The sequence below is a fragment of the Mycobacterium sp. NTMscope_MAC_269 genome (assembly GCF_976985695.1).
Map to the genome: position 1 here is coordinate 2,527,428 of NZ_OZ335668.1, position 23,630 is coordinate 2,551,057.

Genomic DNA, 23,630 nt, shown 5'->3' on the forward strand with positions numbered 1-23,630 from the left:
ACCAGGCGAACATGGACTTTTCCTTCACCGAAGAACAAGAGACCGTCGGCAAGGTTGCTCGTCAACTCTTCGACCACCGCGCCACGCCCGAACACCTCACCGACCTGGAATCGGGCGAGCACCGCTTCGATCGTGCGCTGTGGCAGGAGCTGGCATCGTCGGACCTGCTGGGCATCGCGCTTCCCGAATCCGTCGGGGGCAGCGGTGGCAGCTTCCTCGACCTCGGCGTGCTCCTGGCCGAGGTCGGCTGGAGCGTCGCACCGGTCCCCGCCTACGCGACCCTGGTGCTCGGCGCGGATACGATTGCGCGGCACGGTGATTCGAGCATCCAGCAACGGTTCCTTCCGAAGGTGGTGGACGGCGACACGATCCTGACCGCCGCACTCGCCGAACCGGGGAATTCCGATCCGACCGCGCCGCGCACCATCGCGCGCGCTGATGCCGACGCCTGGACCCTCACCGGGGTGAAGGAGCTCGTGCCCGCGGCGCAGCTTGCCGACGCCATCGTGGTTTCGGCGCAGGCGGACGATGGCCCCGGCCTGTTCGTCGTCGAGACGGCAACAGACGGCGTCGTCGTCTCGCCGGCCGACACCACCAACGGCGAGCCGTATGCCGACGTCGAGCTCGCCGGCGCGATCGGGCGTCGGCTCAACAGGGCCGGCGGTGCGGACGCCGTCGGCTCGCTGTACGCCAGGGCGCTCGCCGGATTGTGTGCCATGCAGGTCGGGGTGACCGAGCGCGCGTTGAAGATCGCCGCCTCATACACCGGCGAACGCGAGCAGTTCGGCAGACCCATCGGCTCATTCCAGGCCGTGCAGCAGCGGCTGGCCGACGCGTTCATCGACGTCGAAGCGATTCGCTGGACCACGTGGCACGCGGCGTGGCTGATCGCCGAGGGCCGGCCCGCGGCTCGTGCGGCCGCCATCGCCAAGTTCTGGGCCGCTGAAGCGGGCGCCCGGGTCGTCGCGTCGGCCCAACAGGTGCACGGCGGCATGGGTATTGACGTCACCTACCCGCTGCACCGCTATTTCCTGTGGGCCAAGCAGATCGAGCTCTCGTTAGGCTCCGCCCCCCAACAACTCGCCCGGCTCGGCGCCGCATACACGGAAGGAAACACATGACCTCCACCGTCGACCGCACCACCACGCGCGCATGGAATTCCATCAACGTGGGGGACGAAGTCACCCCGATGGACGTTCCGGTGACCACCACACTGATCGTCGCCGGTGCCATCGCATCCCGCGACTACATGCCCGTGCACCATGACCGCGATTTTGCGAACTCCCAAGGATCAAAAGACATTTTCCTGAACATCCTGACGACCAATGGGCTTTGCGTGAAGTTCCTTCATGACTGGGCAGGCCCCGAGGCGATGATCAAAAAGTTGTCCATTCGCCTCGGCGTTCCGGCCTACCCGAATGATCCGATGCGCTTCACCGGATCCGTCACGGACAAATCGTCGGCCGACGGCGAAGGATTCATCGAGGTCACGTTCAAAGGAACCAACAGCCTCGGCGACCACGTCTCGGGGACCGCGGTGCTCAGCCTGCTCGAAGGCGTGGATGCATGAACGGGGGCTCCTGCGGTATCGGCGGCCGGGCCGCCCTCGTCGGGATCGGCCAAACCGAGTTCTCCAAGGAGTCGGGTCGCAGCGAGATGCAACTGGCCTGCGAGGCAGTCAAAGCCGCCATCAGCGACGCCGGTCTTCGTCCCGCCGACATCGACGGCATGGTCACGTTCAGCGTCGACGACAACGAGGAGATCGAGGTCGCCCGCAATGTCGGGATCCGGGACCTGACGTTCTTCACCAGGGTCCCACACGGTGGTGGCGCGGCCGCGGGAACGGTGATGCAGGCCGCGATGGCGGTCGCGACGGGTGCGGCGGAAGCGGTGGTGTGCTACCGCGCGTTCAACGAACGCTCCGGATTCCGCTTCGGCGGCGCCGGACGTCAGCCGGGCGTGACGCCACTGTGGATGGCACCCTACGCTCCGTTCGGTTTCATGACGCCGGCCGCCTGGGTCGCTTTGCACGCCCAGCGGTACATGGCCACCTACGGCGTCACCAACGCCGATTTCGGCAAGATCTCGGTCATCGACCGCAAGCATGCCGCGAACAATCCCGACGCCTGGTTCTACCAGAAGCCGATAACCATTGAGCAACACCAACAATCGCGGTGGATCATCGAACCCGTGCTGAGACTGCTCGACTGCTGCCAGGAAAGCGACGGCGGCGTTGCCATGGTGGTGACGAGCGTCGAGCGAGCGCGCGACCTGGCCAAGCCGCCCGCCGTCATCACCGCCGCCGCACAGGGCGCCGCCTACGACGGCGAGGTCATGACCAGCTACTACCGCGAGGAGATCACGGGGCTGCCGGAAATGGGTGTCGTCGGCGACAAGCTGTGGCGCAATTCGGGTCTCAAACCGCAAGACATTTCGACGGCCTTCCTCTACGACCACTTCACACCGTTCGTCTTCACCCAGCTCGAGGAGCTCGGCTTCTGCGGCCGCGGGGAGGCCAAGGACTTCGTCTCGGTCGAGGAGCTGTCACTGGGCGGCCGGATGCCGATCAACACCAACGGCGGACTGCTCGGCGAAGCCTACATCCATGGCATGAACGGCATCACCGAGGGTGTCCGCCAGGTCCGCGGCACGTCGCACAATCAGGTGGACGACGTCGAACACGTGCTTGTCACGTCGGGCACGGGCGTGCCGACGAGCGGTCTGATCCTCGCACCCGATCGCTGAGGGAGCATCCCAGGTGACGCACGCGACGGCGGTCGACACCCGCGAGATGCTCATCTCGGCGGCGTTCGTGTGCTTCCGAACGCACGGGTTGCGGAAGACGACGATCGTCGATATCGTGCGCGTCGCTGATGTGTCGAGAAGCACCTTCTACGAGTACTTTCGGGACAAGGAGACGATTGTCGAGTCTTGCGCGGAGGCGGCGTCTCAGAGCTTCTACCGCAGGCTGGCCAAGGCGATCGACCGCCACGGTGGCAGCACACTGGAGGAAAAGCTGGTCCGGGCGGGCGTTTTCGTCACGCAGGCGCGCCGGGTAGTCGAGCCCGAAACCTATTTCGACCAAGACGAGGTCAGCCTGATGTTGACCAAGAATGCGTCGACCCTGCTGCGGGAATGCAGCGAGTTTCTCGCACCCTATGTCTCGGCTGCGCGGCTGACCGGCGAGGTCCGCGCCGACCTTGACGTCCGCTCGGCAACGGAATGGTTTGCGCGGATGCTGTTCTCGCTGTTCACCACCGCGTCGCCCTACCTCGACATGAGCGACGACGAGGTGGTCGCGGACTTCGTCCGCGGTTTTGTGGTGCGGGGATTTCAGCCCGCAATGCTGCCTTCTCGCAGGAAGTTCAGCGTGTAGGCCTGATACGTCAGACCGTCGGGGTCGAGGCCGATAAGCTCGAGGAACGGGTACCACTCCCGCGAATCGACGAACCACTCCCAACGAGTTATGTGACCCTCTTCGTTGGTCCACACATAATCCCACTCGTGAAGCTCGAGCACCGTCCCGTCGGCCAGCGTGCCCGCATAGGTGTCGCGGACCGCGAACCCCCACTCGGCCGGCCGGCATTCGAAAGGGGTGACAATTCGAAAGTCGGGCATGTGCTTCCACCACATGCGGAATTCGCACGTGAGCATGTCACCGTCTGGCGCGAAGTTCTGCATGGCCGTTAAGAGTTCGTCGGAGGCGAGATCAGCCATCCGGTGATCGGCGCCATCGTTGAACAAGGGGCACATCATCACGGCATCCGGCGCATAGATCCACTCATCGCCATAGGTAATTTTTCCGGTATCCGGAGCGCTTGCGTAAGTCTCCCATTTTGCGTGGGCGATCCTGCGGTGTCGGGCCACTCGGTCGGACGCCATTGTCCCTGCTTCCTTAACCACGCTTGCGCACGGGCACATTGGACCACCCACAAACGTTCGACATCGCCACGCGATGCAGCCCGCTGCGGTCCACGTCGTAGTCTGGGAGGAGATCGAGCAGCGCCTCCAGCGCGATGCGGCTCTCCATCCTCGCCAGCGCCGCTCCCAGACAGCTGTGTATGCCGTACCCGAATGCGAGATTGAAGCCCATCTTGCGCTCGCGGTCGATGTCCAGCCGATCGGGATCGGGAAACATGCGCTCGTCGCGTGTCGCCGATCCCGTGACCAGCAGGACGGCGCTGCCTTCGGGAATTACCGTGCCGTGCAACATCACGTCGCGGGTGGCGGTGCGGACCTGGTATTGCGATGGCGCCTCATAGCGCAACAATTCCTCGATCGCGGCGGGAATCTTGGTGCGGTCCTCCTGTAACTTTCGCCACTGGTCGGGAAATTCGGCGAAGGCGACCACGGCGTTGCCGACGAGCTTGGTGACGGTCTCCGCGCCCGCTCCCCCGAGCATGGTGGCGAAGCCGGTGATGTCCACGTCGGTGAGCTTTTCCACCTGCCCGTCTCGCTCGATCTCGGTCTCGATGAGACGGCTGATCATGTCGTCGCGGGGTTCGGTCCGGCGCTTTTGCACCAGGTTGTAGTAGTAGATGCCGGTCTTCGTCGAGGCCTCGTAACCCTCTGCGGTGGTGGCGATCTCACCCGGGCGGCGTTCGAGCAGCAGATCGAGCCAGAGCCGGATCTGGTCGCGATCCTGCTTCGGCACTCCCAACATGGTCGTGATGACCTCGTTCGGAAACAGCGCAGAGAAGTCGGCCACCACGTCGAAGGACGACGGGTCGAGCGTGTCAAGGCGCTCGTAAACCTTCTCGCGCACCATGTCTTCCAGCGCGGCGATAGCGCGGGGAGTGAACACGTTGCTCACCAGCCGGCGCATCTTCTGATGTTCGGGCGGGTCCATCGAGATGATCACTTTGGGCACCGGCAGCGCATCGTCGTGCGCCTGCACCATGTCCAGCGTGGCGCCCTTGGCAGAGGAGAAGGTTTCGTAGTCCTTGGTGGCGGGCGCCACGTCCTCGTAACGCGTCAAGGCCCAGAAGTCCCACTTTGCGTTGTAATAAACGGGAGCCTCGTCGCGCAGGCGACGGTACGTGTCGAACGCACCATTGAAGAAGTCGTCCGAGAAAGGGTCGAAGTCAACGGGGTTATCCGACGCGATCCGCGATCGCGTTGCACTCATAGGATCGCCCCGGTTTCCTTGTAGTTCGCGATGGTGTCCCAGTCCAAGCCCGCCTCCATCAAGACTTCTTCGGTGTGCTGGCCGTGTTCGGGAGCCCCGGGCGGGACAACGGCCCGTTCGTCGAACTGGACGGGGTTCGTGGGCAGCGAGTACGGCGAACCGTTCGTCGTCGCGGTGTGCGCGACATAGCCGTTCGCGGTCACCGCCGGGTCATGGCAGAGCTCATCCGGTGTCTGCACCACTCCCCAGGCACCGGAAAGATTGGCCAGCTGTTCGCGCCACTCGGCGAGTGTGCGCTTCGCAAACACATCGTCCATGAGGGCGATGAGTTCCGTTCGGTGGGCGAATCGCGATGCGGGATCGGCGAATCGCTCGTCATCGATCAATTCCGGTAGGCCGAAAGCACGCATCGCTTCGGCGTAGAACTTGTCGAGTTGCAGCATCATCAGCTGGACGTAACGGTCGTCCTTGGTGCGGTAGGTTCCCACCAACGGGTTAGGCGCATCGGCGTGGCTGTACTTCGGGATCGAGCTGCCACCGTGGATCTGGCTCACCGCGACATCGGGACTGAGGTTCCAGGCCGCGAGCCCGAGCAGGGAGACATCCACAACCGAGCCGCGACCGGTGGTCGCCTTCTTGTACAGTGCGGCCGCGATCCCCCCTGCGATTGTCATGCCCCCGAGGAGATCTCCAAAGGCCGGCCGCGACCGCACCAACTCGTCGCCGTCTTCGGTGAGCATGGTGGCGATGCCGCCGCGCGCCCAGTAGGAGACGCCGTCGTAGCCAGGCTTGTCCGAATCGGGACCCTTCGGGCCGTGGCCCGACCCGCGCACGTACACAACACCCGGATTCACGGCTTTGATGTCGTCGACGTCGATGCCCATCTTCTTGCGGCGACTCGGCAGATAACTGGTGAGAAATACGTCGCACGTGGCGGCGAGCTTCCGAACGACCTCCTGACCGCCAGGGGTGCTCAAATCGACGCCGATCGACTTCTTCCCCCGATTCGGTATCTCGATCATGTAGTTGACCGTGCCACCGCCCTCGTCCACGATGCCCATCGTGACGAGGCCGCGCTGCGGATCACCGCCCTCGCGGGGCTCCACCTTGATAACCTCGGCGCCCCACTCGGCCAGCACGGCGCCGGCCGACGGTACGAACGTCCACGCCGCAACCTCCAGCACGCGGACGCCGCTGAGCACTTTGTCGTCGGAAATGACGGCCTCCATTGATCTCAGTGGTACGGGTGCGAGCGCACCGGCAGGTCAGCAACGGCGAAAACGCTCGATTGCACTATGTGAGAATGTCAGTTTCGGGTGGATTTGTAAACCGCGTCGGCGCGTGGAGGCGACCAGCGCCGGATGCTATGGGCGCGCCGATAGCCGCTCGGGCAGCGCTGGATCTCCGTCGGCCCAGAAGGCCCGCCACGTGGGCATGCGCTGGGGCATGGCCGCACGCAGCCGAACGTCGGTCGGCCAGCGCATGAACTCCGGACCCGGGCGCTCCGTCACGTCGACCGAGTACCAGGGATGCTCCCGCCGCTTGACGAAGCGCCACTGGCCGTTGCGGCGCTCGTAGACGTCGTCGTAGCGCATCGTGATCACGAACCACCCGGCGCCCTCCTCGTGTTCGGCACGGCAATACACCGACCCGGACGCGTGGTCAGCGTCGACAAAATCGAATTGGTGGCCGCAGATCAGGTGGATGCTGCGGTAAAAGCGCCGCAGGACCCGGTCGTACCAACGTTTGAGCGCTTCTCTGCCTTGGCCCTCGGTGCCGGCGTCGACATCGTCGACGAACAGCGCCACCAGCGCGCCGAGATCGCGCGCATCGAGGGCCATGGCGTACCGGCTGGGCAGCTGACTGATCGCGAGGCTCGACTCCACCCGGTCAAACCGATCGGCGCCGGCGGAACTCCCCGACTCTGTGGACATGGCGGAATTGTAAGCCGACGACCACTTCATGAGAATCTGTGTTCTCGTTTTCCGCAAGGGCTACTATCCTGCGCTCATGCCCTTCCCGAATATCTTGCCCACGATTCCTGCTCTGGTGAGGTCCTGCGCGGCACGTTTCGGGGACAAGCCGTTCCTCATCGTGGCAGGGCAGGAATTGACCTATCGCGACCTTGACCGGCGCTCGGCCGCGTTGGCGGTTTCCCTGTTGGCGGAGGGCATAGGCAAGGGCGACCACGTCGGAATCTTGATGCCGAACAGCGTCGATTGGGCGTTGGCCTGGTTTGCCACCACGCGCATCGGCGCGGTCGCGGTGCCGCTCAACACGTTCTACAGGGCGTCCGAACTCGCCTGGACCGCACGCCATGCCGATCTGCGCGCCATCTTGACCTGGCCGCGGTTTCGCAATCACGACTTCGTCGCCCGCCTGCAAGAGGCGCTGCCGGGGCTCTCCGATCAGCGCCAGCCCGGGCGCATCGCGGTGCGAAAAGCGCCGTTTCTGCGGACCGTTGCGGTGTGGGGCGCATCCGATCAGCCGTGGATGACAGCGATCGACGGTGATGGCGAGATGTCGGCCGACGACGCCGACTTCCTGGTCGACGTGGAATTGTGTGTGACACCAGCCGATGACGTGACCATCATTTACACCTCGGGCAGTACCGGCGACCCGAAGGGGCCCGTGCACAGCCAGGGCACACTCGTACGGCATACCTACAATCTCACGTTCATGTACGGCGTCACCCACGATGACGTGATGTTCACCGCCATGCCATTCTTCTGGGTGGGAGGACTGATCACCGGATTGCATGCGGTGATTCACCATGGCGCAACGCTGGTCACCCAGCCCGCGTTCGACGCGGCCGAGGCGCTCGAGCTCATGGAGCGCCACCGCGCGACGATCACGCTGGGCTGGCCGCAGCAGGGCAAGACGTTGGCCGAGCATCCCGATTTTCCCGCACGCGACCTGAGCTCGGTGCAACGCACCAGCATGCCCGCGATGGTGCCACCCCAGCGTCGGCCAAAGGGCTCTAGTGGCCTGGGAATGACGGAGCTGTGTGGCAATCACATCGGGGGCGACCCCTATCTGCCGCAGCCGCCCGATCGGTCCGAAACCGGCGGTCTGCCAATCGAAGGGCTGCACCATGTGCTGGTCGACCCTGACACGGGGCGGCCGTCGCCCATCGGCACGCCCGGCGAAATCTGGGTTCGCGGATACTCGTTGATGCAGCGCCTGTACAAGCGTGAGCGCGAGGAGGTCTTCACGGCTGACGGCTACTACCGGACGGGCGACTGTGGCGTCGAGTACGACGACGGCTGGATCACATTCACCGGACGGTTGGGCGACCTGATCAAGACGGGTGGCGGCACCAACGTCACGCCCAGCGAAGTGGAACTGGCGCTGGCCGACTGCGACGGCGTGCTCGAGGCGTACGTGGTCGGCGCCGACAGCGACGACGGGACAGTGGTCGCCGCGGCGGTGGTGCCGCGCGGGGAATTAGCGGTCGACGGCGAGTCCTTGCGGGCGCAACTGCGCGACCGGCTGTCGGCATACAAGGTGCCGAAGTTCATCTGGGTCACCGCAAAACAGGACCTGCCGTTCACCGCGACCGGAAAGGTCAAGAAGTCGGAGCTCGCGCAGCAGCTCTCCGGACTGTTATCGCGCCGCTAAGGGGTAACCGGATGCGCGCGGGCACGTTGGCTCGTCGGCTTCCGTTCACGCCAAAGTCGCTAACTTCAGGAGGACCGCGCTGAGCTCGGCCGGACGGGCGAAGAAGGGCGAGTGCCCGCCGTCCAATTCGACGATCCGTGCTCCGATCCTACCGACCGCGTTGCGCCGTGCCCACGCTTCCCCGACCGCGCGGTCATCCCGCATGAGCACGTAGGTCGACGGCGTGTCGGGCCAGCGATCGATCGGACAGCGCTCGGTGAACACAGTGAACGATTGGTGCCGCAGTTCGTCGAATGCACGACGCGCCAAGGTTTCCGGGCAGTCATGGTAGAAGCCTTCGTGTACCGACTCCCAGCTGAGGCCGAACGGGCCGGCCCCGTGCCCTTGCGGTTCCGGAAAGGTGATCGCGTCGGGGTTGGCACCCAGGTGCTCGACGAACGACCGGCCGGGGACGGGCAGTAGTCCACCGACAAACACCATGTGGCACACCGGGTACAAGGTGGCGATGACGGGGGCGCACAGTCCCGAGATCGGGTGCGCGACCACGACAACGTCCTCGGAAGCACCGTCGACTTCTCGGTCGATCGCATCGATCGCCACTCGCGCCCACGTCAGCGCTCCTGCGGAGTCGTCATCGACCGGGAGATCCGGCGCGACCGCGCGATGGTCGCGCCGAGATAGCTCCGTGCGGACCTCATCCCAGCAGGAGCCATAATGCAGCCCGCCGTGCAGCAGCGCGAATACGGTCAACGTGCGGTGCGGGAGAGTCGACTGACGATTCCGGTTCCGGCCAGTGGTGATTCGATGACGCCAGCAGGCGCCGCCACCACGCAAGGAATCGCATTGACCGCGGCCATCGCGGTGGCCGTGATTCCTGGATTGATCCGGTCTCCGTGGGACTGTTCGAAGTACAGTTCCAGGCTCATGCTGGGGTTTCCTTCAACGCGAATGACCATGCCGCCCTGTTCCTCCCGCGAGGGCTTCGGCCAGTCTTCGGGCCACGGTGTCGAACTCACAGTCGCGAAATATTGAACCGCCACCACGTCCCGGTCGTTGACAACGCCGGAAAGCTTCCAGCGGTGCCCACAAATCGTTCCCGACGGCACCACACCGACGGCGGTTGGAAGATTGCCTGGAGCCAGCACTGTCTCCCAATCGAGCTCCACGCGCTCGAGTTCGATCCCGAGGATGTCCGCAAGATAGCGTACGACCGTCTCCCAGTCATGATTCACCTTGCCCGAGGCTATCCGCGCGGGCACGTGGCCGTCCGGCTTGCCGAAACCCATCGACTCGTGCAATACATCCCAGATCGGATAGGACTTATCCAACGCGATCGCGTACTCATCCATCCGATACGAATCCACCGCGCCCGCGCCGGAAAGCAGCGCTGTCGGAAGATTGAGGCTGATGAAGCCGGGCTCGCTGCCGGTAGCGTAGAACGTCGAATTACCTTTCTTTGTGGCTGAATCGAGCACCGCACGCCAACGATCCGGCGCGGCGTCCGGGTACACCATCGGAATCGTCGAGATCGTCACGACATTGATTCCCGACTCCAGCAGCGCGGCGATATCCGCGATTGCGTCCTCCTCCCGGCGGACCGCTGTCGCACAGTAGGATACGCAGTCGGGTTTCAGCGCAATGATGTCTGCTATATCCCCGGTCGCCGTCACGCCGACCTCCCCCACCCCGCAGAGCCGGCCCGCATCAGTGCCAACCTTGCTCGGGGTGGAAACCTTCACCCCTACAAGCTCAAGTGCAGGGTCGATGATCGTGGCCCGGAGCGCTTCTCTTCCTGTGAGACCCGTCCCGATATGGACGACGCGATAGCGGGCGAAGGCGTTGTCAGTCATAAGACCTCATTTGTAGAAGGGTCCCGGCTTGCCCGATTCCTCAAGGTGCCCGTAAGGGTCGTATACCTTGACATTCGGATACGGGTTTTGCTCATACGCGGGTGCCGACAACCCCGCGGCTCGCAGTGCGGCCAGTATCGCTAGCGGTATCGCGAACGATACGAGACCCACCGAAGCCGAAACGAGGAGCTGCCGCGTCAGCGTGACCGTGTTGCGGCCCGGCCCCGCCGGAAGTTGGCGGCAGATTTGGTTGATCAGCACCAGCTCGCCTCCGTCGTCACGGACGCACATGACGGCGACCATGGCAAAGATGAACGAGTCGTACACCGCCATGATGAGTGGGAAATGGACGTGGCCGATCTGCAGGGTGGGTCCGACCGCCTCGGCATAGTAGAAAATGCCGAACCTCAGCCAGGTGAACTGGACAAGCCCGTTCAGCGGTACAGCGATGAGGAAGGCACCGAGGAAGACCGCAGCAAGCCGGTGGCGCGCAGGCCAACTGGTGCGCGGGACCATCGGATCCAAGAAGCGGTCGTGAAGTTGCAGGATTCCCAGCCCGTTGAGTAGGTAATAGGCCGCGTAGCCGCCGAGGAAGGACAACGCGGGCTCGAGATTCGGCGCAATGTTCACATACGGCCATGACAGCGGGAAGTGCAGCATGCGCGGGTCGAAGATCGCGAATGTCGCCCAGTTGGCCATCGGATCCAGCGCGCCGGTGATCAGGCCCGCGAACGCGATCACCACTGCCCAGTGCACCCTGCGCTGCCGCACCGAGAGCCACACCAACGTTCCGATCAGGCCGATCGCCATCGGGATGGAGCTGAGTGCGACCACCAGCGGCCAGTTATCGAACCCGAGGAACGGCGGATATGGCGCCGGGCCCGGCCTAGGGTTGGTGATGCGCGCATCCCCGTGGGTGCCCGATTGGACGGTCGCGACGGTGACGACCGCAAAGGCCAGGTAGGCGACAATGAATAGCCCCCACCCGACGCTCGACCGCGACGGCGAGCGGTCCGTTCCCATGCGTTCGGACGAGCCTGGTTCACTAGCCGCGTCAACGGTATTCGTCATGACCCCCGGGCAAGCGACGTCATGTCCCGCATCCGCTTCCGTCCTTCCCGCCGCGAGAGAGACCCTCGACCGTCGAGAATATGCGTTCCCGATGGGCGTAAACAAGCTTTCTGCTGAGTTGATCGGATTTAGCCCGCCACCCCACGGCGTCGACCCGCCCCACTGAGAATATTAATTCTCACATGCGAGAATTGGGGTAGCGTCAGCGCAGCCGTCAATCATGAAACCACCCGAAGGAAGCAGAGTATGAGCGACCGGCACTCCAGCATCGCGGGGACACGGATGCTGATCATCGGGGCATCTTCCGGCATCGGACAAGCGTTGGCGCATGCCGCCCATTCCAGGGGCGCGGCGGTGGCCCTCGCCGCACGGCGGGTGGACCGCCTGTCGGAGCTGGCCGATCGGCTCGGCGGAACGGCACACGAGCTCGACGTGTCCGATCCGCGCGCCATCGAATCCGTCATCAACGACGTTGTCGCCCACCTCGGGAAGCTGGACGCCGTCGTATTCACCAGTGCCGTGGTGCCGTTCGCGTTGATCGAAGAGACCGATGTGGAGACGTGGCTGCACGCGTACGCCGTCAATGCCGTGGGCGCCTCCCACGTCCTGCGGACCGCACTCCCCCACTTGGCCGACAACGCCACGGTCGTTGTCGCGTCCAGCCACGACGTGGGCCGCCCCCGTGCCGGTGTGGCGGCCTACCACGCGAGCAAGGCCGCGCTCGACGAGATCCTGCGCTCCTGGCGGGCCGAACACCCCGAGATCGCACTGATCCGGGTCAGCGTAGGACCCACCTGTGACACCGAGATCCTGCGCGGAGCCGATCGCGACCTGCTCGCCGATCTCTACCGGGCCTGGGAGCACGGGGGCCAGATCCCCGACGAGATGTCCACCGTCGAGGACGTGGCCAACGCCATGCTTTCCCTTGTTGCCATTTCGCGTGCTAACCCCACCGTGGTCAGCGAGATCGTTCACCTGGCACCCCGAATCATCAAGGGCCAGCAGGCGTTCACCGGTAGCCGGTAAGGAAAGGGCGACTCGATGGACCTGGGTTTCGATGGCGCCACGGCGGTGGTCACCGGAGGAAGCAAGGGGATGGGGCTGGCGATCGCCGAGAGTCTCGGCGCCGAGGGCGCTTCCGTGGCGATCATGGCGCGCGGCCAGTCCGCATTGGACTGCGCTGCGCGGCGAATCCGCAGCGCGGGTGCCCCCGAGGTGCTGACGATCAGCGTCGACATGTCCGATGCCGAGTCCATCACGTCGGCGTTCGCGTCCGTTGGTCATGCATGGGACAGCCTGAATGTCCTGGTGCACACCGTCGGTCCAAGCGCGGGGGCGTTCGAAGACCTCGACGACAACGACTGGCACGCCGCATTCGACCTCGGCACACTGTCCGCGGTGCGCTCGGCGCGGGCCGCGCTGCCCATGTTGCGATCGGCGGATTGGGCTCGCATCGTCACGCTCTCGGCGCACTCGATCCAGCGCCAAAGCTCGCTCCTGGTCGCCTACACGGCCGCCAAATCGGCACTGTCGAGCTTCACCAAGAACCTGTCCAAAAGCCTTGGTGCCGAGGGAATCCTGGTCAATTGCGTCTGCCCCGGCACCATCGTGACGGCCAGTTTCACCGAAATCCTGCGGGATGCGCTCGCCGCCGACGGGCTGGACTCCTCGGATCCGAAGCACGTGATGACCTGGGTCGAGAAGACCTACGGGCATCCCTGCGATGTCGGTCGCGCCGGCGTGCCCGAAGAGATCGCCTCCGTCACCGCCTATCTGGCGTCACGACGCAATGGCTACGTCACAGGGGCTACCGTCAACGTCGACGGCGGATCGGACTTCATCTGACCCACGTCATCGATCGAGTCCCCGCGCCAGCTTGAACACGGCGGTGGCCGCGTCGAGCAACTCCGGTGTCAGCATATTTCCGCTGTACTCCACCCAGCACCAGCTGCGCGCCGGCCGTGCACCCGATGAGGTGCTCGTCAGGGAACCGAACACGTGCAGGGGGCTGCCACTGGATTCGAACGCGAAGCTGTACGAGTCGGTGCCGATAGTCGCCTCCAACGCGGTCATCCGTCCGGTTTCGTTGAATGTCGGCTTCGTGGTGATGCCCTTCTGCACCGTGGTGACACCGTCTTTGAGCTGATAGCCCGGGCCGAACGCCACACCTTCGCGCCCCTGCCAGAAGCTGCCCCCGCCCAGTTGCCCGTCGTCGAGCTCATGCAGCCAGGACACCCACATACCTTGCAGGTGCCGGGCGATGGGGAGTTCGGTGTACACCTTTCCCGGCGGCCCGTAAGCGAAGTCCTGATGTGCGTAGCCGGATACCTCGACACCGTCGACGGTGCCGGTGGCGTACATCAGTTCGTGGCGGTAGTAGACGTCGTCGGCGATGCCGTCCTGCGCGGGCACGTGCGTGAGGACGATGTCGCTGACGGTCCGACCGTGTATCTCCCATCGGTTGCTGGCGTCATACCAGTGAAAGCCGTTGGAATTACGTTCGATCCGGCCGCTTGGATACGACAGCCGCACGGTCTCGCCGTCGTCGACGTATTGCAGCGGTTCGAACCAGTCGAGCGTCGAGTATTCGAGGTAAAGGTGGGGCGCGTCGTCGTCTAGGTTTTTCGGCAGCGATCGAAATCCGCACACCGGGGACACGACGTGGGTCATTCCGGTGAGGAAGTCGTCGCATCCCCGCACCCCCCAGTAGTTTTGACCGGATGCGTCGGCGACGACTGCGCCGAGCCAGATTCCCGACAGTCCCGTGCCAGGGCCCGGGAGCCACCCGCGCCGGTAATGCGCGAGGGACGGTGTCTCGCGAAGGACCTGGAAATCAATCGATTTGAGCACTCAACTCTCCTCGCGGGGTCGCGGTGGATGTTTGGGTAAGCGCTTACGTCGTTGGTACGGCGCCGCGCTCAGTCCAGTGCGCGACGAACGGGGTGATCGTCGACAAGTCGTAGAGTCCCGGTTCGGCCGCGATCACCGCGGGGATGGCGTTGACGGCGTGCATCGCGGTGGCCAGACAGCCCTGCTCGGTGTGATCCTCGCTGTGGGAGCCGATCACGAGCTGAAGGGTCATGCTGGGCTTGCCCTCAAACGTCACCGCATAACCGATCTCGGTCGGCCAGTCGGGGGCCAAGTCGTCGGCCATCCTGGTGAGATGTTCGACGGCGAGTGTGGTTTCGCCGCAGTCGGCCACGACGCCGAAGCGCATGGCCCCCACGGTTCCTGCGGGAATCTCGCCGGCGGCCACCGTCAGCGCCCTCGGAGTCGTCACGACCTCGCGGAACCCTTCGACGGACTGGATACGGAGTCCGAGCGCCTGCGCGAGCACTGTCACGCTGCCGATCCATGCGCTCGCGGCATAGTCGGTGTTGGACAACAACGGCGTCGGGTCATCCGGCGCATGACCGAATCCCATCGCGTTGAAGATCAGGTCGTGGCTCGCGTAGGTCGAGTAGTTCAGCACCTCCCGGACACTGATCCGCTCGGTGCGCTCGGTCAGGCGGGACAGGATCGGCGCGAGCGACTCAGCGACGAAGCCCGGGTACAGGCCCAGCCCGAGAAACGACGAACTGCCGGCACGGCAAGCCTTTTCGATGCCGTCCGCCAGCGAGTCGTGCAGCGAGCGCGGATGAACAAACCGGCTGCCGGTAGCCACCACGTTTTTACCCGAGGCCAACAGATCACAGACATCGGCAAAGCAGCCCGGCGTGTCGGTCTCCACTTTGCCCATGTAGAGCACCACGTCCGCGTCGGTGCCGATGATGGTGTCGCGATCGGCGGACGCGAGCACTCCTGCTTCCGGGAGCCCGCACAGCGTGCCTGCGTCCGCCCCGGCTTTTGCCGCGTCGTACACCCGCACGCCGACCAGCTGCAGGTCCGGCCGGCTCAAGACGTGGCGCAGCGACATCGTGCCGGTCACCCCGGTCGCCCACTGGATCACGCGAGGCATGTCAGGCGATCTCCTTCAGTCCCACACCACGTCGAGGCGCGGTGGCGAGCGGAACATCGTGCCGGTCACGTAGGGCGGCGGGGCGTCGGGGTCGAGCCGCAGCCCCGGGAGTTCGTCGAGCAGCGCGTTGAAGATCTTGGTGCTCTCCAACCGCGCCAGGTGCATTCCCAAGCACACGTGGGCGCCGTGGCCGAACCCGATGTGCGGCTTGCGTTCCCGGAAGATGTCGAAGGCCTCGGCGTCCTCCCAACGTGTTTCGTCATGGTTGGCGCTGCCGAGGTTCACCACCATCGTCGAACCCTTCGGGATATGGCGGCCGAAAATCTCGGTGTCGGCGGTGACTTCCCGGATGAAGTTGAGCAGCGGTGTCTCCCACCGGATGCCCTCCTCGATCGCCTGCGGCAACAGGCTGCGGTCGGCGCGCACCGCATCGAGTTGGTCGGTGTGGGTCAACAGGCCGAATGCGAGGCTGGCTGTCGAGCGCGAGGTGGTCTCCGCGCCCGCGGGCAGGAGGTTGCGCATGAATCCGTAGATTTGTTCGTCCGACATTCTCACCCCGTCGATTTCGGCCTGGGACAGGATGGTCACCATGTCGTCCTTCGGCGACTTTCGCCGGTCGGCAAGGACTCCGACGAAGTACTCCTTCATCTCCGCAGAGGCCCTCAACGCGGTTTCCATGTCAGCGCGAAAGCCCAGCAGGTCGATCGCCAGCCGGTGGAACTCACCGATATCGGATTCGGGCAACCCGAGCAGGGCGGCGATGATCCGGACCGGGATCGGCATGAACACCGCAGTGACCAGGTCGGCGCGTTTGTCGTCGCGGATTTTCGCGATCGTGCGATCCACGAGGGGCCCAACAAGTTCGGTGTCCCAGCGTTTCATCGATGACCTGGCAAACGCGAATTCGTGCAACCTGCGGTACGTGGCGTGCTCGGGTTCCTGCATCTCCAGGATCGTCGGACCTTGCAGCGGACGCACCACGTCCTCATAGATCCGGGTGCTGAAGGTGATGTTGTCGGTGAAGACGGCCTTGACCGCGTCAAACGAGTACGCCGTGAATGTCTTCGCGCCCTCGGGTCCGTCCTCGGGCACGCCCATCTCCGGCCACCCGGGGTGAACGGCCGCCTTCAGACGCAACTCGCGCAGCAGCGGGTAGGGCGTCGCGTCGCCGTCGGCGCCCATTCCGGCGTTGAACTTCTCCTGAGCTTCGCGAATGCGTTGCTCGATGTCGTCAGTAACCGCAGGCTCCGCCACGTGCCACCTCCCGTACGGCCGCTCAACATACACCTTGTCGGTTGCAAACCTACATGATGTAGGTTGGACGAACCAGAACATCGCCACAATCCGAAAGCGCAACCTGGAGCATTCGATTGGTCATTCGTGTCGTGCAATGGGCCACCGGCGCCGTCGGTCGGGCCGCGTTGCAGGAGCTGATTGAGAATCCGCGTTATCAGCTGGTGGGCGTGCTGGTATACGACCCGGCGAAGGCCGGCGTCGACGCGGGCGCACTCTGCGGGTTGCCGCCGACAACGGGCGTGATCGCGACAGCGGACAAGGACGACATCATCGCCCTGGGCGCCGATGTCGTGGTGCACGCGGCCAGCAAGGCCCACGCCGTCGAGACGAACGCCGAGGACATCTGCCGCCTTCTCGCGGCGGGCAGCACCGTCATCACCACGACGTCGTACAACCACCTACCCACCTACGGCGCGGAGACCGAATCGGCCTTCACGAGGGCGTGCCGAGCGGGCGGGTCACGCTTTCACGCGGCGGGCGAGAACCCCGGCTTCATGTTCGAACGACTCGTCGCGACGGTGACGGGCCTGAGCAAGTCCATCGACCGCATCGACCTCTACGAGGCCACCGACGTTTCGGCCGTGGGCAGCCGACCGATGCTGGTGGACCTCATGGGCATGGGGAGGCCACCGGAAGATGTCGTTAACTCCCCGATCATCAAGAAGCTCGACATGGCCTACCGCCAGGCCCTCAACGCCACGGCCGATGTCCTGGGGATTAGCTTGTCGCACATCGATGTGACGGTCGACGCCACCACGCTGTCGCACGACATCGAGGTCTTGGCCGGCACGATCGAGGCGGGAACGGTTGTCGGGCAGCGGTTTTCGTGGGTCGGACACTGGTCCGGGCGGCCGTTGCTTTCCATTCACGAGGAGTGGGTGCTCACCCGTGACCTTCCCCAGTGGGGCATGGCGCCGCTGGCGCCCGGAGAGAAGGCGCCGCTGATCCGCGCGGTCATCAAGGGCGAGCCCAGCTTCGAACTCCAGCTCGACGTGGGGCTCGACGGCATGGCGCCCTCGGGCCAGCACGCCATGCCTGGTCACCTCATGATCGCGATGGGCGCGGTACGCGCCATTCCCTACGTGCTCGCCCAACCACCCGGCATCGTGACCGCCCCGGTGTTCGGCGCGATCCAACTAGCGTGACGTGGATGCGACCGCGCGGGCGATGTGGTCGCTGGGTGCCGCGTGGAAAACGTGCGCGCTGCCATCGGGCAGTACCCTTCGGGCGATGAGATAGTCGGATCCCATCCAGCCCTGTCGGACGAACCGGCCGAACCGCAAGAACGTGCCGGGTGCGCCGCTGGCTGCCGGGACGAGCTTCACCTGCTCCACCCCGTTCTTCACCCCCTCACCGGTCAGCGGGCGCGCCGCGGCGAGGCCACGCACGATCACGGTGGCGGCATCGTGCGACAGGCCCGGCATCGAGTGTCGCGGCCGGCGCCCGTATCGCGCCTCGAAGCGGTCGAGGAAGGCCTGTCCGACGGTGTTGCGCTCGTCGTAGCTGTCCAGGCCGATCCAGCCGGACAGGTGCCGCATCCACTCGGCATTGATGTGCGCCATTTCGAACGCCGTCGTCGTGTATCGCGGCGGATCCCAGCCCGCGGCCCGCAGCGCATCGGTGAAACCCCACAGGCCGTGGCCGAATCCGACGTGCACCAGCGCATCGGGCTCCGCCGCGCGCAGCGCGGTGACCGCCTCGGCCTTGTCAGTCTCAACCTGTGGAATCGCCACGGTCGCGACCACCTTCAAACCCGCCGCGTCGTAGGCTCTTTGGGCGAAGGCAAGGTATTCCTTGCCGATGAGCGACGACTCATAGGCAATGGCGATGCGTGACCGGCGATCGCCGATCATCACCGCGGCCAGCATGACCGGTTCCTCGGGCATCGAGCCGTTGTTCAGTGCGAAGCACCATTCGCCGAGCGCCCCCTCAGATCCCGACAGGGTGACGATCGGAACCCGCGCGGTGACCTCGACATGGGAACGCAGCGGCACCACGTTGTCCGATACCCACGGGCCGAAGATCGCCAGGCAGCCCTCCGCGACGAGTTCGTCGAAGGCCCGTTCGACCGCGAGGTAGGTGCCGTTGGGCAGGCCGACGACGTTGCGTATGACGAGTTCGATCGGCCGGTCGAGCAGTCCGGAGGCATAGGCTTCGTCCATCACCAGCCGCAGCGCGGCGACGGTGTCGTTATCGGTATCGCCGGACGTCGGATAGTCGTTGAGCATGCCGACTTTCAGCGGTGCAACCGAACCGTATGCGCGAACCTCGTCTGCCATAGCCGGCAACATACAGGATGGAGGTTGAAACAGGCCTCCTGCCGTCTCGTCGGTGTCGCGCGCCGACACCGGCCGCGCCTGACACTCAACATTCAGAATGAATGTTGCTACGATCGTCGACATGGCGCAGCGCGGTGGGGCGGACGACGATCGACGCGCGCGCGGCGAGCAGACGCGGCGCGACCTGATCGAGGCGGGCCGGGAACTGTTCGTGGAACAGGGATTCTTCAATACCAGCATCGGTGACCTCGTGGCGAGGTCGGGAGTCGGCACCCGCGGCGCTTTCTATCACCACTTCAAGGACAAGGCCGAGCTGTTTCGCGCCGTGTTCGAAGACGTCGAGAACGACCTCACGCTTCGGTCCATCGCCGCTCCCCCGCCCGGCGTCGACCCATGGGAACGGCTCACGATCGGTCTGCACGGGTTTCTCGAAGCGGCAACCGAGCCCGCCGTACAGAGGGTGATCCTCGTCGACGGGCCGGTGGTGCTGGGCTGGCAGACCCTGCGCGAAATTCAGGAGGGCAACAGCATCGCCCTCATCAACGACGTGGTCCGCGAGGCGATCGCAGCGGGCATCATCGACGACCAACCCGTCGGGGAGCTGACGCACATGCTCGTCGCCGCGCTCGAGGAGGCCTCGCTTCTGGTTGCGCACTCCGCAAACCCCACCGCGGCGCGCCGACGGGCCGCCAAAGTCCTCGACCGGCTGCTGCTTTCCTTCGCCGTCGAGCCCCGAAAAATATTGCGGCGGTGATCATCCTGGCCCGGCCCCGGGCTGAACGTCGCCATCGTGAAAACGCGCATTTTCACAATTGAATATAGTTCCTCTACACCCTGATAACCTCGCTCTCAACCTCTGCACTAGGAGACCCATGCAGCCCGAAGACATGATCTTGGTGAGCGTCGACGACCACCTTGTGGAGCCGCCGCACCTGTTCGAGGGCCGGGTTGCGGACAAGTACGCCGACGAGGCGCCGCGGGTGATTCGGCGGTCCGACGGTTCGGAGGTCTGGACCTTCAACGGCGCGATCATTCCGAATATCGGCCTCAACGCCGTGGCGGGCCGCCCACGCGAGGAGTACGGCATCGAACCCACGGCCTTCGACGAGATGCGACCGGGGTGCTACGACATTCATGAGCGAGTCAAGGACATGGACGCCGGCGGTGTGCTCGGGTCGATGTGCTTCCCGTCTTTCCCCGGTTTCGCGGGCCGGTTGTTCGCCACGCATCCCGACAAAGACCTCGCCCTTGCCGTCACCCAGGCCTACAACGACTGGCACATCGACGAGTGGTGCGGCTCTTATCCCGGGCGGTTCCTGCCAATGGGATTACCCGTGCTGTGGGATCCGAAGTTGTGCGCCAAGGAGATCCGACGCAATGCCGAGAAGGGTTGCCACTCAGTAACCTTCACCGAGAACCCCGCCACCCTGGGCTTTCCGAGCTTCCACGACGAGTACTGGGATCCGATGTGGCGCGCGCTCTCGGACACCGATACGGTGCTCTCCGTCCACTTGGGGTCCTCGGGCAAGATCACGATGACTGCGGACAACGCCCCCATCGACGTCATGATCACGCTGCAGCCGATGAATGTCTGCTCGGCGGCCGCCGACCTGCTGTGGTCGCGCGTCATCAAGGAGTTCCCCGATGTCCGGTTCGCCCTCTCGGAGGGCGGCACCGGGTGGATCCCGTATTTCGTCGACCGGCTCGACCGCACGTACGAGATGCATCATCGGTGGACGGGCCAGGACTTCGGCGACCGGCTGCCCAGCGAGGTCTTCCGGGAGCGCTTCCTAACCTGTTTCATCGCCGACCCGATCGGAGTCAAGCTGCGCCACGACGTCGGCATCGACAACATTGCCTGGGAATGCGACTATCCGCACTCCGATTCGTCGTGGCCCACGGCGGCCGAGGAACTCGCGCTCGTCATGGCCGGCATGCCCGACGGCGAGGTCAACAAGATCACCTACGAGAATGCCTGCCGGTGGTATTCGTTCGACCCGTTCGAGCACCGAGCCCGCGAGCAGTGCACGGTCGGCGCGCTGCGTGCCGGGGTCGGTGATCACGACGTCGAGATCCGCAGTTTCGATCACGGCCGGTTCGAACGGACCGCGGGTGCGACCCTCGGCTCCGTCAGCGCGAAACTCGATGTCTGACAATGTCTGACACGAGACACCCACCGTTGCGAGTCGCAGTCGTCGGCGCCTCCGCCGGTCTCGGCCGATGCATCGGCACCGGACTGGCGCACCGGGGCGCCCATGTCGCGCTGCTGGCGCGTCGATATGACAGGTTGGTCGAGGCCGCCAAGGACGCCGGCAACGGCGCGGTGGCGGTCGCGTGTGACGTCACCGCGACCGACGCGTGCCGCAAGGCCATGTCCGAAGTGGTCGACGCGCTCGGCGGTCTCGACGCCCTGGTGTACACGACCGGTATGGGAGTGCTGGCGCCACTGCGCGAGATGACCGCGGAACAATGGGCACAGTTATTCGCCACCAACGTCACCGGGGCTTCGCTGGTCACAGCGGCCGCGGCGCCCCACCTGGCGGCATCGGCCGGCTCGGCCGTCTACCTGTCGTCGCTCAGTGCGTCCTACACGACTCCGTGGCCGCTGCTCGGCGCGTACGCGGTGACCAAGGGCGCACTGGACAAGCTCGTCGAGGCCTGGCGCATCGAACATCCGGAGATCGGCTTCACCCGTCTGGCGGTGGGCGACAGCCTCGGCGGCACCGGCGACGCGCAAACCGAGTTCAACAAGAGCTGGGACCCGGATGCCCTGGAATCGGCGATCAAATTCTGGATGGAAAACAAGTACATGCTGGGCGGACTCGTCGACGCCGACCATCTGACCGAAGTCGTACATTCCGTCATCCGTTGCGGCAATAGCAGTTTCATTCCCTCTCTGACCCTGGCTCCGCGAGCCTCCGACGCAGTGAAGGAACTTCGCCAATGGTGAACCACGAATCGCGAATGCTCATCGACGGCAAGCTCGTCGAGTCCGAGACCGGACGGCAGTTCGACAACATCAATCCGGCGACCGAAGAGATCCTCGGCGCCACCTGCGACGGGACCCGCGCCGACATGGAACGCGCCATCGCCGCGGCGCGGCACGCGTTCGACAACACCGAGTGGTCACGCAACGGCGATGCCCGGGCCGCGGGACTGCGACAACTGCAGGCGGCGCTCGAGGCGGAGCGCGAAGACCTGCGCGCCGAACTCGTCGCCGAAGTGGGCTGCCCAGTGTTGTCGACCTACGGGCCGCAGCTGGACGTGCCCCTTAACGAGGCGTTGACCTGGCCCGCCGGCATGATCGGCGAATTCGCCTGGAAGCGTCCGCTTCCCGACAAGGACGCGTTCGGCATGGGCAGCCTCACGACCCGCGAGATCTGGAAAGAGCCGATCGGCGTCGTCGGCGTCATCACCCCGTGGAACTTCCCTTTCGAGATCATCCTCAACAAGATCGGCCCCATCCTGGCGATGGGCAACACCTGCGTGCTCAAGCCCGCCCCGGACACGCCGTGGAACGCCACCAGGATCGGCCGGATCATCGCCGAACACACCGACATCCCGCCCGGGGTGATCAACATCGTGCCCTCCTCTGATCACCTTGTCGGGGAGGTGATTTCGACGTCGCCGTTGGTCGACATGGTGGCGTTCACCGGATCGACGGCCACCGGCAGGCGCGTCATGGCAGCCGCAGCCGAGACCGTCAAACCCACCTTTCTCGAACTCGGCGGCAAGTCCGTCTACCTGGTGCTGGACGAAGACGGTGACATCGGCGGCGCCGTCGGCGGCAGCGCCTTCATCTGCATGCATGCCGGGCAGGGCTGCGCAATGCCCACCCGCTTGCTGGTGCCGAACTCTCGCTACGACGAAGCGGTCGAAATCGTCAAGGCCGCCATGGAAAAGAACAAATACGGTGACCCCACCGATCCCTCGGTCCTGCAAGGGCCCGTGGTGTCCAAGAAGCAACACGAGCGGGTCCTGGGATATATCGAGAAGGGCAAGCAGGAAGGTGCCCGACTCGTCACCGGCGGCGGAATCCCCCAGCACCTGCCGAGGGGCTATTTCGTCGAGCCGACCGTGTTCGCCAACGTCGACAACAGGATGACCATCGCACAGGAGGAAATCTTCGGGCCGGTGCTTTCGGTTATCGGCTTCGACGGCGACGACGACGCCGTGCGGATCGCCAACGAATCGATCTACGGCCTGTCGGGCATGGTGTTCGCCAACGACCTCGAGCGCGCCAAGTCCGTGGCGAGCCGGATCAGAACCGGCACGCTCGGCATCAACGGCGGACTGTGGTACGGCGCAGACGCGCCATTCGGCGGTTACAAGCAGTCGGGCGTGGGCCGCCAATGCGGCATCGAGGGCCTCGAGATCTTCACCGAGACAAAGACTGTCGGCTGGCCGGTGTCCTGACCGGAATCCGC

General features: G+C 64.9%; 23 protein-coding genes. 12 read left to right on the forward strand and 11 right to left on the reverse strand.

All coding sequences use genetic code 11. The annotated features are described in order from the left end of the window. Positions 1–11: 11 nt before the first annotated feature. From ACZ50Z_RS11800 to ACZ50Z_RS11815, 4 genes are read left to right on the forward strand one after another with little or no spacing between them, the layout of a single operon-like run. Positions 12–1,121: an acyl-CoA dehydrogenase family protein gene (locus tag ACZ50Z_RS11800; protein WP_464483716.1), complete on the forward strand. Its 1,110-nt coding sequence runs from the start codon at positions 12–14 to the stop codon at positions 1,119–1,121. Continuing rightward, positions 1,118–1,570 (forward strand): MaoC family dehydratase, encoded by a 453-nt coding sequence (locus ACZ50Z_RS11805; RefSeq protein WP_464483717.1) that lies wholly within the window; start codon positions 1,118–1,120, stop codon positions 1,568–1,570. The genes ACZ50Z_RS11800 and ACZ50Z_RS11805 overlap by 4 nt, the downstream gene beginning before the upstream one ends. Further along, entirely contained in the window at positions 1,567–2,745 is a 1,179-nt protein-coding gene (locus ACZ50Z_RS11810; RefSeq protein WP_464483718.1) for a lipid-transfer protein, read from the forward strand. The genes ACZ50Z_RS11805 and ACZ50Z_RS11810 overlap by 4 nt, the downstream gene beginning before the upstream one ends. Positions 2,746–2,758: 13 nt before the next feature. After that, positions 2,759–3,376 (forward strand): TetR/AcrR family transcriptional regulator, encoded by a 618-nt coding sequence (locus ACZ50Z_RS11815; protein ID WP_464483719.1) that lies wholly within the window; start codon positions 2,759–2,761, stop codon positions 3,374–3,376. Here ACZ50Z_RS11815 and ACZ50Z_RS11820 read toward each other — a convergent pair. The 4 genes from ACZ50Z_RS11820 to ACZ50Z_RS11835 form a co-directional block, all read right to left on the reverse strand. Beyond that, the gene (locus tag ACZ50Z_RS11820; RefSeq protein WP_464483720.1) at positions 3,334–3,882 is read right to left on the reverse strand and encodes a hypothetical protein; all 549 of its coding nucleotides are present in this window, start codon (positions 3,880–3,882) and stop codon (positions 3,334–3,336) included. The genes ACZ50Z_RS11815 and ACZ50Z_RS11820 overlap by 43 nt on opposite strands. 13 nt (positions 3,883–3,895) lie before the next feature. Further along, positions 3,896–5,128 (reverse strand): cytochrome P450, encoded by a 1,233-nt coding sequence (locus ACZ50Z_RS11825; protein ID WP_464483721.1) that lies wholly within the window; start codon positions 5,126–5,128, stop codon positions 3,896–3,898. Continuing rightward, positions 5,125–6,357, reverse strand: coding sequence for a CaiB/BaiF CoA transferase family protein (locus tag ACZ50Z_RS11830; RefSeq protein WP_464483722.1), 1,233 nt, complete (start codon positions 6,355–6,357; stop codon positions 5,125–5,127). Before ACZ50Z_RS11830 ends, ACZ50Z_RS11825 begins: the two co-directional genes overlap by 4 nt. A gap of 135 nt (positions 6,358–6,492) precedes the next feature. Then, on the reverse strand, positions 6,493–7,062 hold the full coding sequence (locus tag ACZ50Z_RS11835; protein WP_464483723.1) for a nuclear transport factor 2 family protein: 570 nt from the start codon (positions 7,060–7,062) through the stop codon (positions 6,493–6,495). Positions 7,063–7,138: 76 nt separating this feature from the next. Between ACZ50Z_RS11835 and ACZ50Z_RS11840 the strand changes: the two genes are divergently transcribed. Next, entirely contained in the window at positions 7,139–8,749 is a 1,611-nt protein-coding gene (locus ACZ50Z_RS11840; protein WP_464483724.1) for a class I adenylate-forming enzyme family protein, read from the forward strand. Between the two features lie 45 nt (positions 8,750–8,794). On the opposite strand, the gene ACZ50Z_RS11845 is transcribed toward ACZ50Z_RS11840, so the two are convergent. From ACZ50Z_RS11845 to ACZ50Z_RS11855, 3 genes are read right to left on the reverse strand one after another with little or no spacing between them, the layout of a single operon-like run. Further along, positions 8,795–9,499: an alpha/beta hydrolase gene (locus ACZ50Z_RS11845; RefSeq protein WP_464483725.1), complete on the reverse strand. Its 705-nt coding sequence runs from the start codon at positions 9,497–9,499 to the stop codon at positions 8,795–8,797. Then, positions 9,496–10,599: a dihydrodipicolinate reductase gene (locus tag ACZ50Z_RS11850; protein WP_464483726.1), complete on the reverse strand. Its 1,104-nt coding sequence runs from the start codon at positions 10,597–10,599 to the stop codon at positions 9,496–9,498. The genes ACZ50Z_RS11845 and ACZ50Z_RS11850 overlap by 4 nt, the downstream gene beginning before the upstream one ends. A gap of 6 nt (positions 10,600–10,605) precedes the next feature. Next, positions 10,606–11,622, reverse strand: a complete 1,017-nt coding sequence (locus ACZ50Z_RS11855; RefSeq protein ID WP_464483727.1) for a hypothetical protein — start codon at positions 11,620–11,622, stop codon at positions 10,606–10,608. Between the two features lie 294 nt (positions 11,623–11,916). Between ACZ50Z_RS11855 and ACZ50Z_RS11860 the strand changes: the two genes are divergently transcribed. Together ACZ50Z_RS11860 and ACZ50Z_RS11865 are read left to right on the forward strand one after the other, a co-directional pair. Continuing rightward, positions 11,917–12,696, forward strand: coding sequence for an SDR family oxidoreductase (locus ACZ50Z_RS11860; RefSeq protein ID WP_464483728.1), 780 nt, complete (start codon positions 11,917–11,919; stop codon positions 12,694–12,696). Between the two features lie 15 nt (positions 12,697–12,711). Further along, entirely contained in the window at positions 12,712–13,515 is an 804-nt protein-coding gene (locus ACZ50Z_RS11865) for an SDR family NAD(P)-dependent oxidoreductase (protein ID WP_464483729.1), read from the forward strand. Positions 13,516–13,521: 6 nt separating this feature from the next. On the opposite strand, the gene ACZ50Z_RS11870 is transcribed toward ACZ50Z_RS11865, so the two are convergent. The 3 genes from ACZ50Z_RS11870 to ACZ50Z_RS11880 are packed head-to-tail and all read right to left on the reverse strand — an operon-like array spanning position 13,522 to position 16,882. Then, the gene (locus tag ACZ50Z_RS11870; protein WP_464483730.1) at positions 13,522–14,520 is read right to left on the reverse strand and encodes a hypothetical protein; all 999 of its coding nucleotides are present in this window, start codon (positions 14,518–14,520) and stop codon (positions 13,522–13,524) included. Between the two features lie 43 nt (positions 14,521–14,563). Further along, positions 14,564–15,628, reverse strand: coding sequence for an NAD(P)H-dependent amine dehydrogenase family protein (locus tag ACZ50Z_RS11875; protein ID WP_464483731.1), 1,065 nt, complete (start codon positions 15,626–15,628; stop codon positions 14,564–14,566). A gap of 15 nt (positions 15,629–15,643) precedes the next feature. Then, entirely contained in the window at positions 15,644–16,882 is a 1,239-nt protein-coding gene (locus ACZ50Z_RS11880; RefSeq protein ID WP_464483732.1) for a cytochrome P450, read from the reverse strand. Positions 16,883–17,013: 131 nt separating this feature from the next. Here ACZ50Z_RS11880 and ACZ50Z_RS11885 point away from each other — a divergent pair, with 131 nt between their 5' ends. After that, positions 17,014–18,069 carry an NAD(P)H-dependent amine dehydrogenase family protein gene (locus ACZ50Z_RS11885; RefSeq protein WP_464486200.1) on the forward strand — a complete coding sequence of 352 codons (1,056 nt, stop codon included), beginning with the start codon at positions 17,014–17,016 and terminating at the stop codon, positions 18,067–18,069. Here the strand turns inward: ACZ50Z_RS11885 and ACZ50Z_RS11890 are convergent. Continuing rightward, positions 18,061–19,203, reverse strand: a complete 1,143-nt coding sequence (locus tag ACZ50Z_RS11890; protein ID WP_464483733.1) for an ABC transporter substrate-binding protein — start codon at positions 19,201–19,203, stop codon at positions 18,061–18,063. The genes ACZ50Z_RS11885 and ACZ50Z_RS11890 overlap by 9 nt on opposite strands. 121 nt (positions 19,204–19,324) lie before the next feature. On the opposite strand from ACZ50Z_RS11890, the gene ACZ50Z_RS11895 reads away from it, so the two are divergent. The 4 genes from ACZ50Z_RS11895 to ACZ50Z_RS11910 all read left to right on the forward strand — a co-directional run bounded on the left by ACZ50Z_RS11895 (position 19,325) and on the right by ACZ50Z_RS11910 (position 23,619). Further along, complete coding sequence (locus ACZ50Z_RS11895; RefSeq protein WP_464483734.1) at positions 19,325–19,957, forward strand: TetR/AcrR family transcriptional regulator; 633 nt, start codon at positions 19,325–19,327, stop codon at positions 19,955–19,957. A gap of 118 nt (positions 19,958–20,075) precedes the next feature. Further along, positions 20,076–21,356: an amidohydrolase family protein gene (locus ACZ50Z_RS11900; protein ID WP_464483735.1), complete on the forward strand. Its 1,281-nt coding sequence runs from the start codon at positions 20,076–20,078 to the stop codon at positions 21,354–21,356. Positions 21,357–21,358: 2 nt separating this feature from the next. Continuing rightward, complete coding sequence (locus ACZ50Z_RS11905; protein ID WP_464483736.1) at positions 21,359–22,153, forward strand: SDR family oxidoreductase; 795 nt, start codon at positions 21,359–21,361, stop codon at positions 22,151–22,153. Continuing rightward, a complete protein-coding gene (locus ACZ50Z_RS11910) occupies positions 22,147–23,619 on the forward strand; it encodes an aldehyde dehydrogenase family protein (protein ID WP_464483737.1) in 1,473 nt (490 codons plus the stop codon). Before ACZ50Z_RS11905 ends, ACZ50Z_RS11910 begins: the two co-directional genes overlap by 7 nt. The last annotated feature ends 11 nt before the right edge of the window (positions 23,620–23,630 follow it).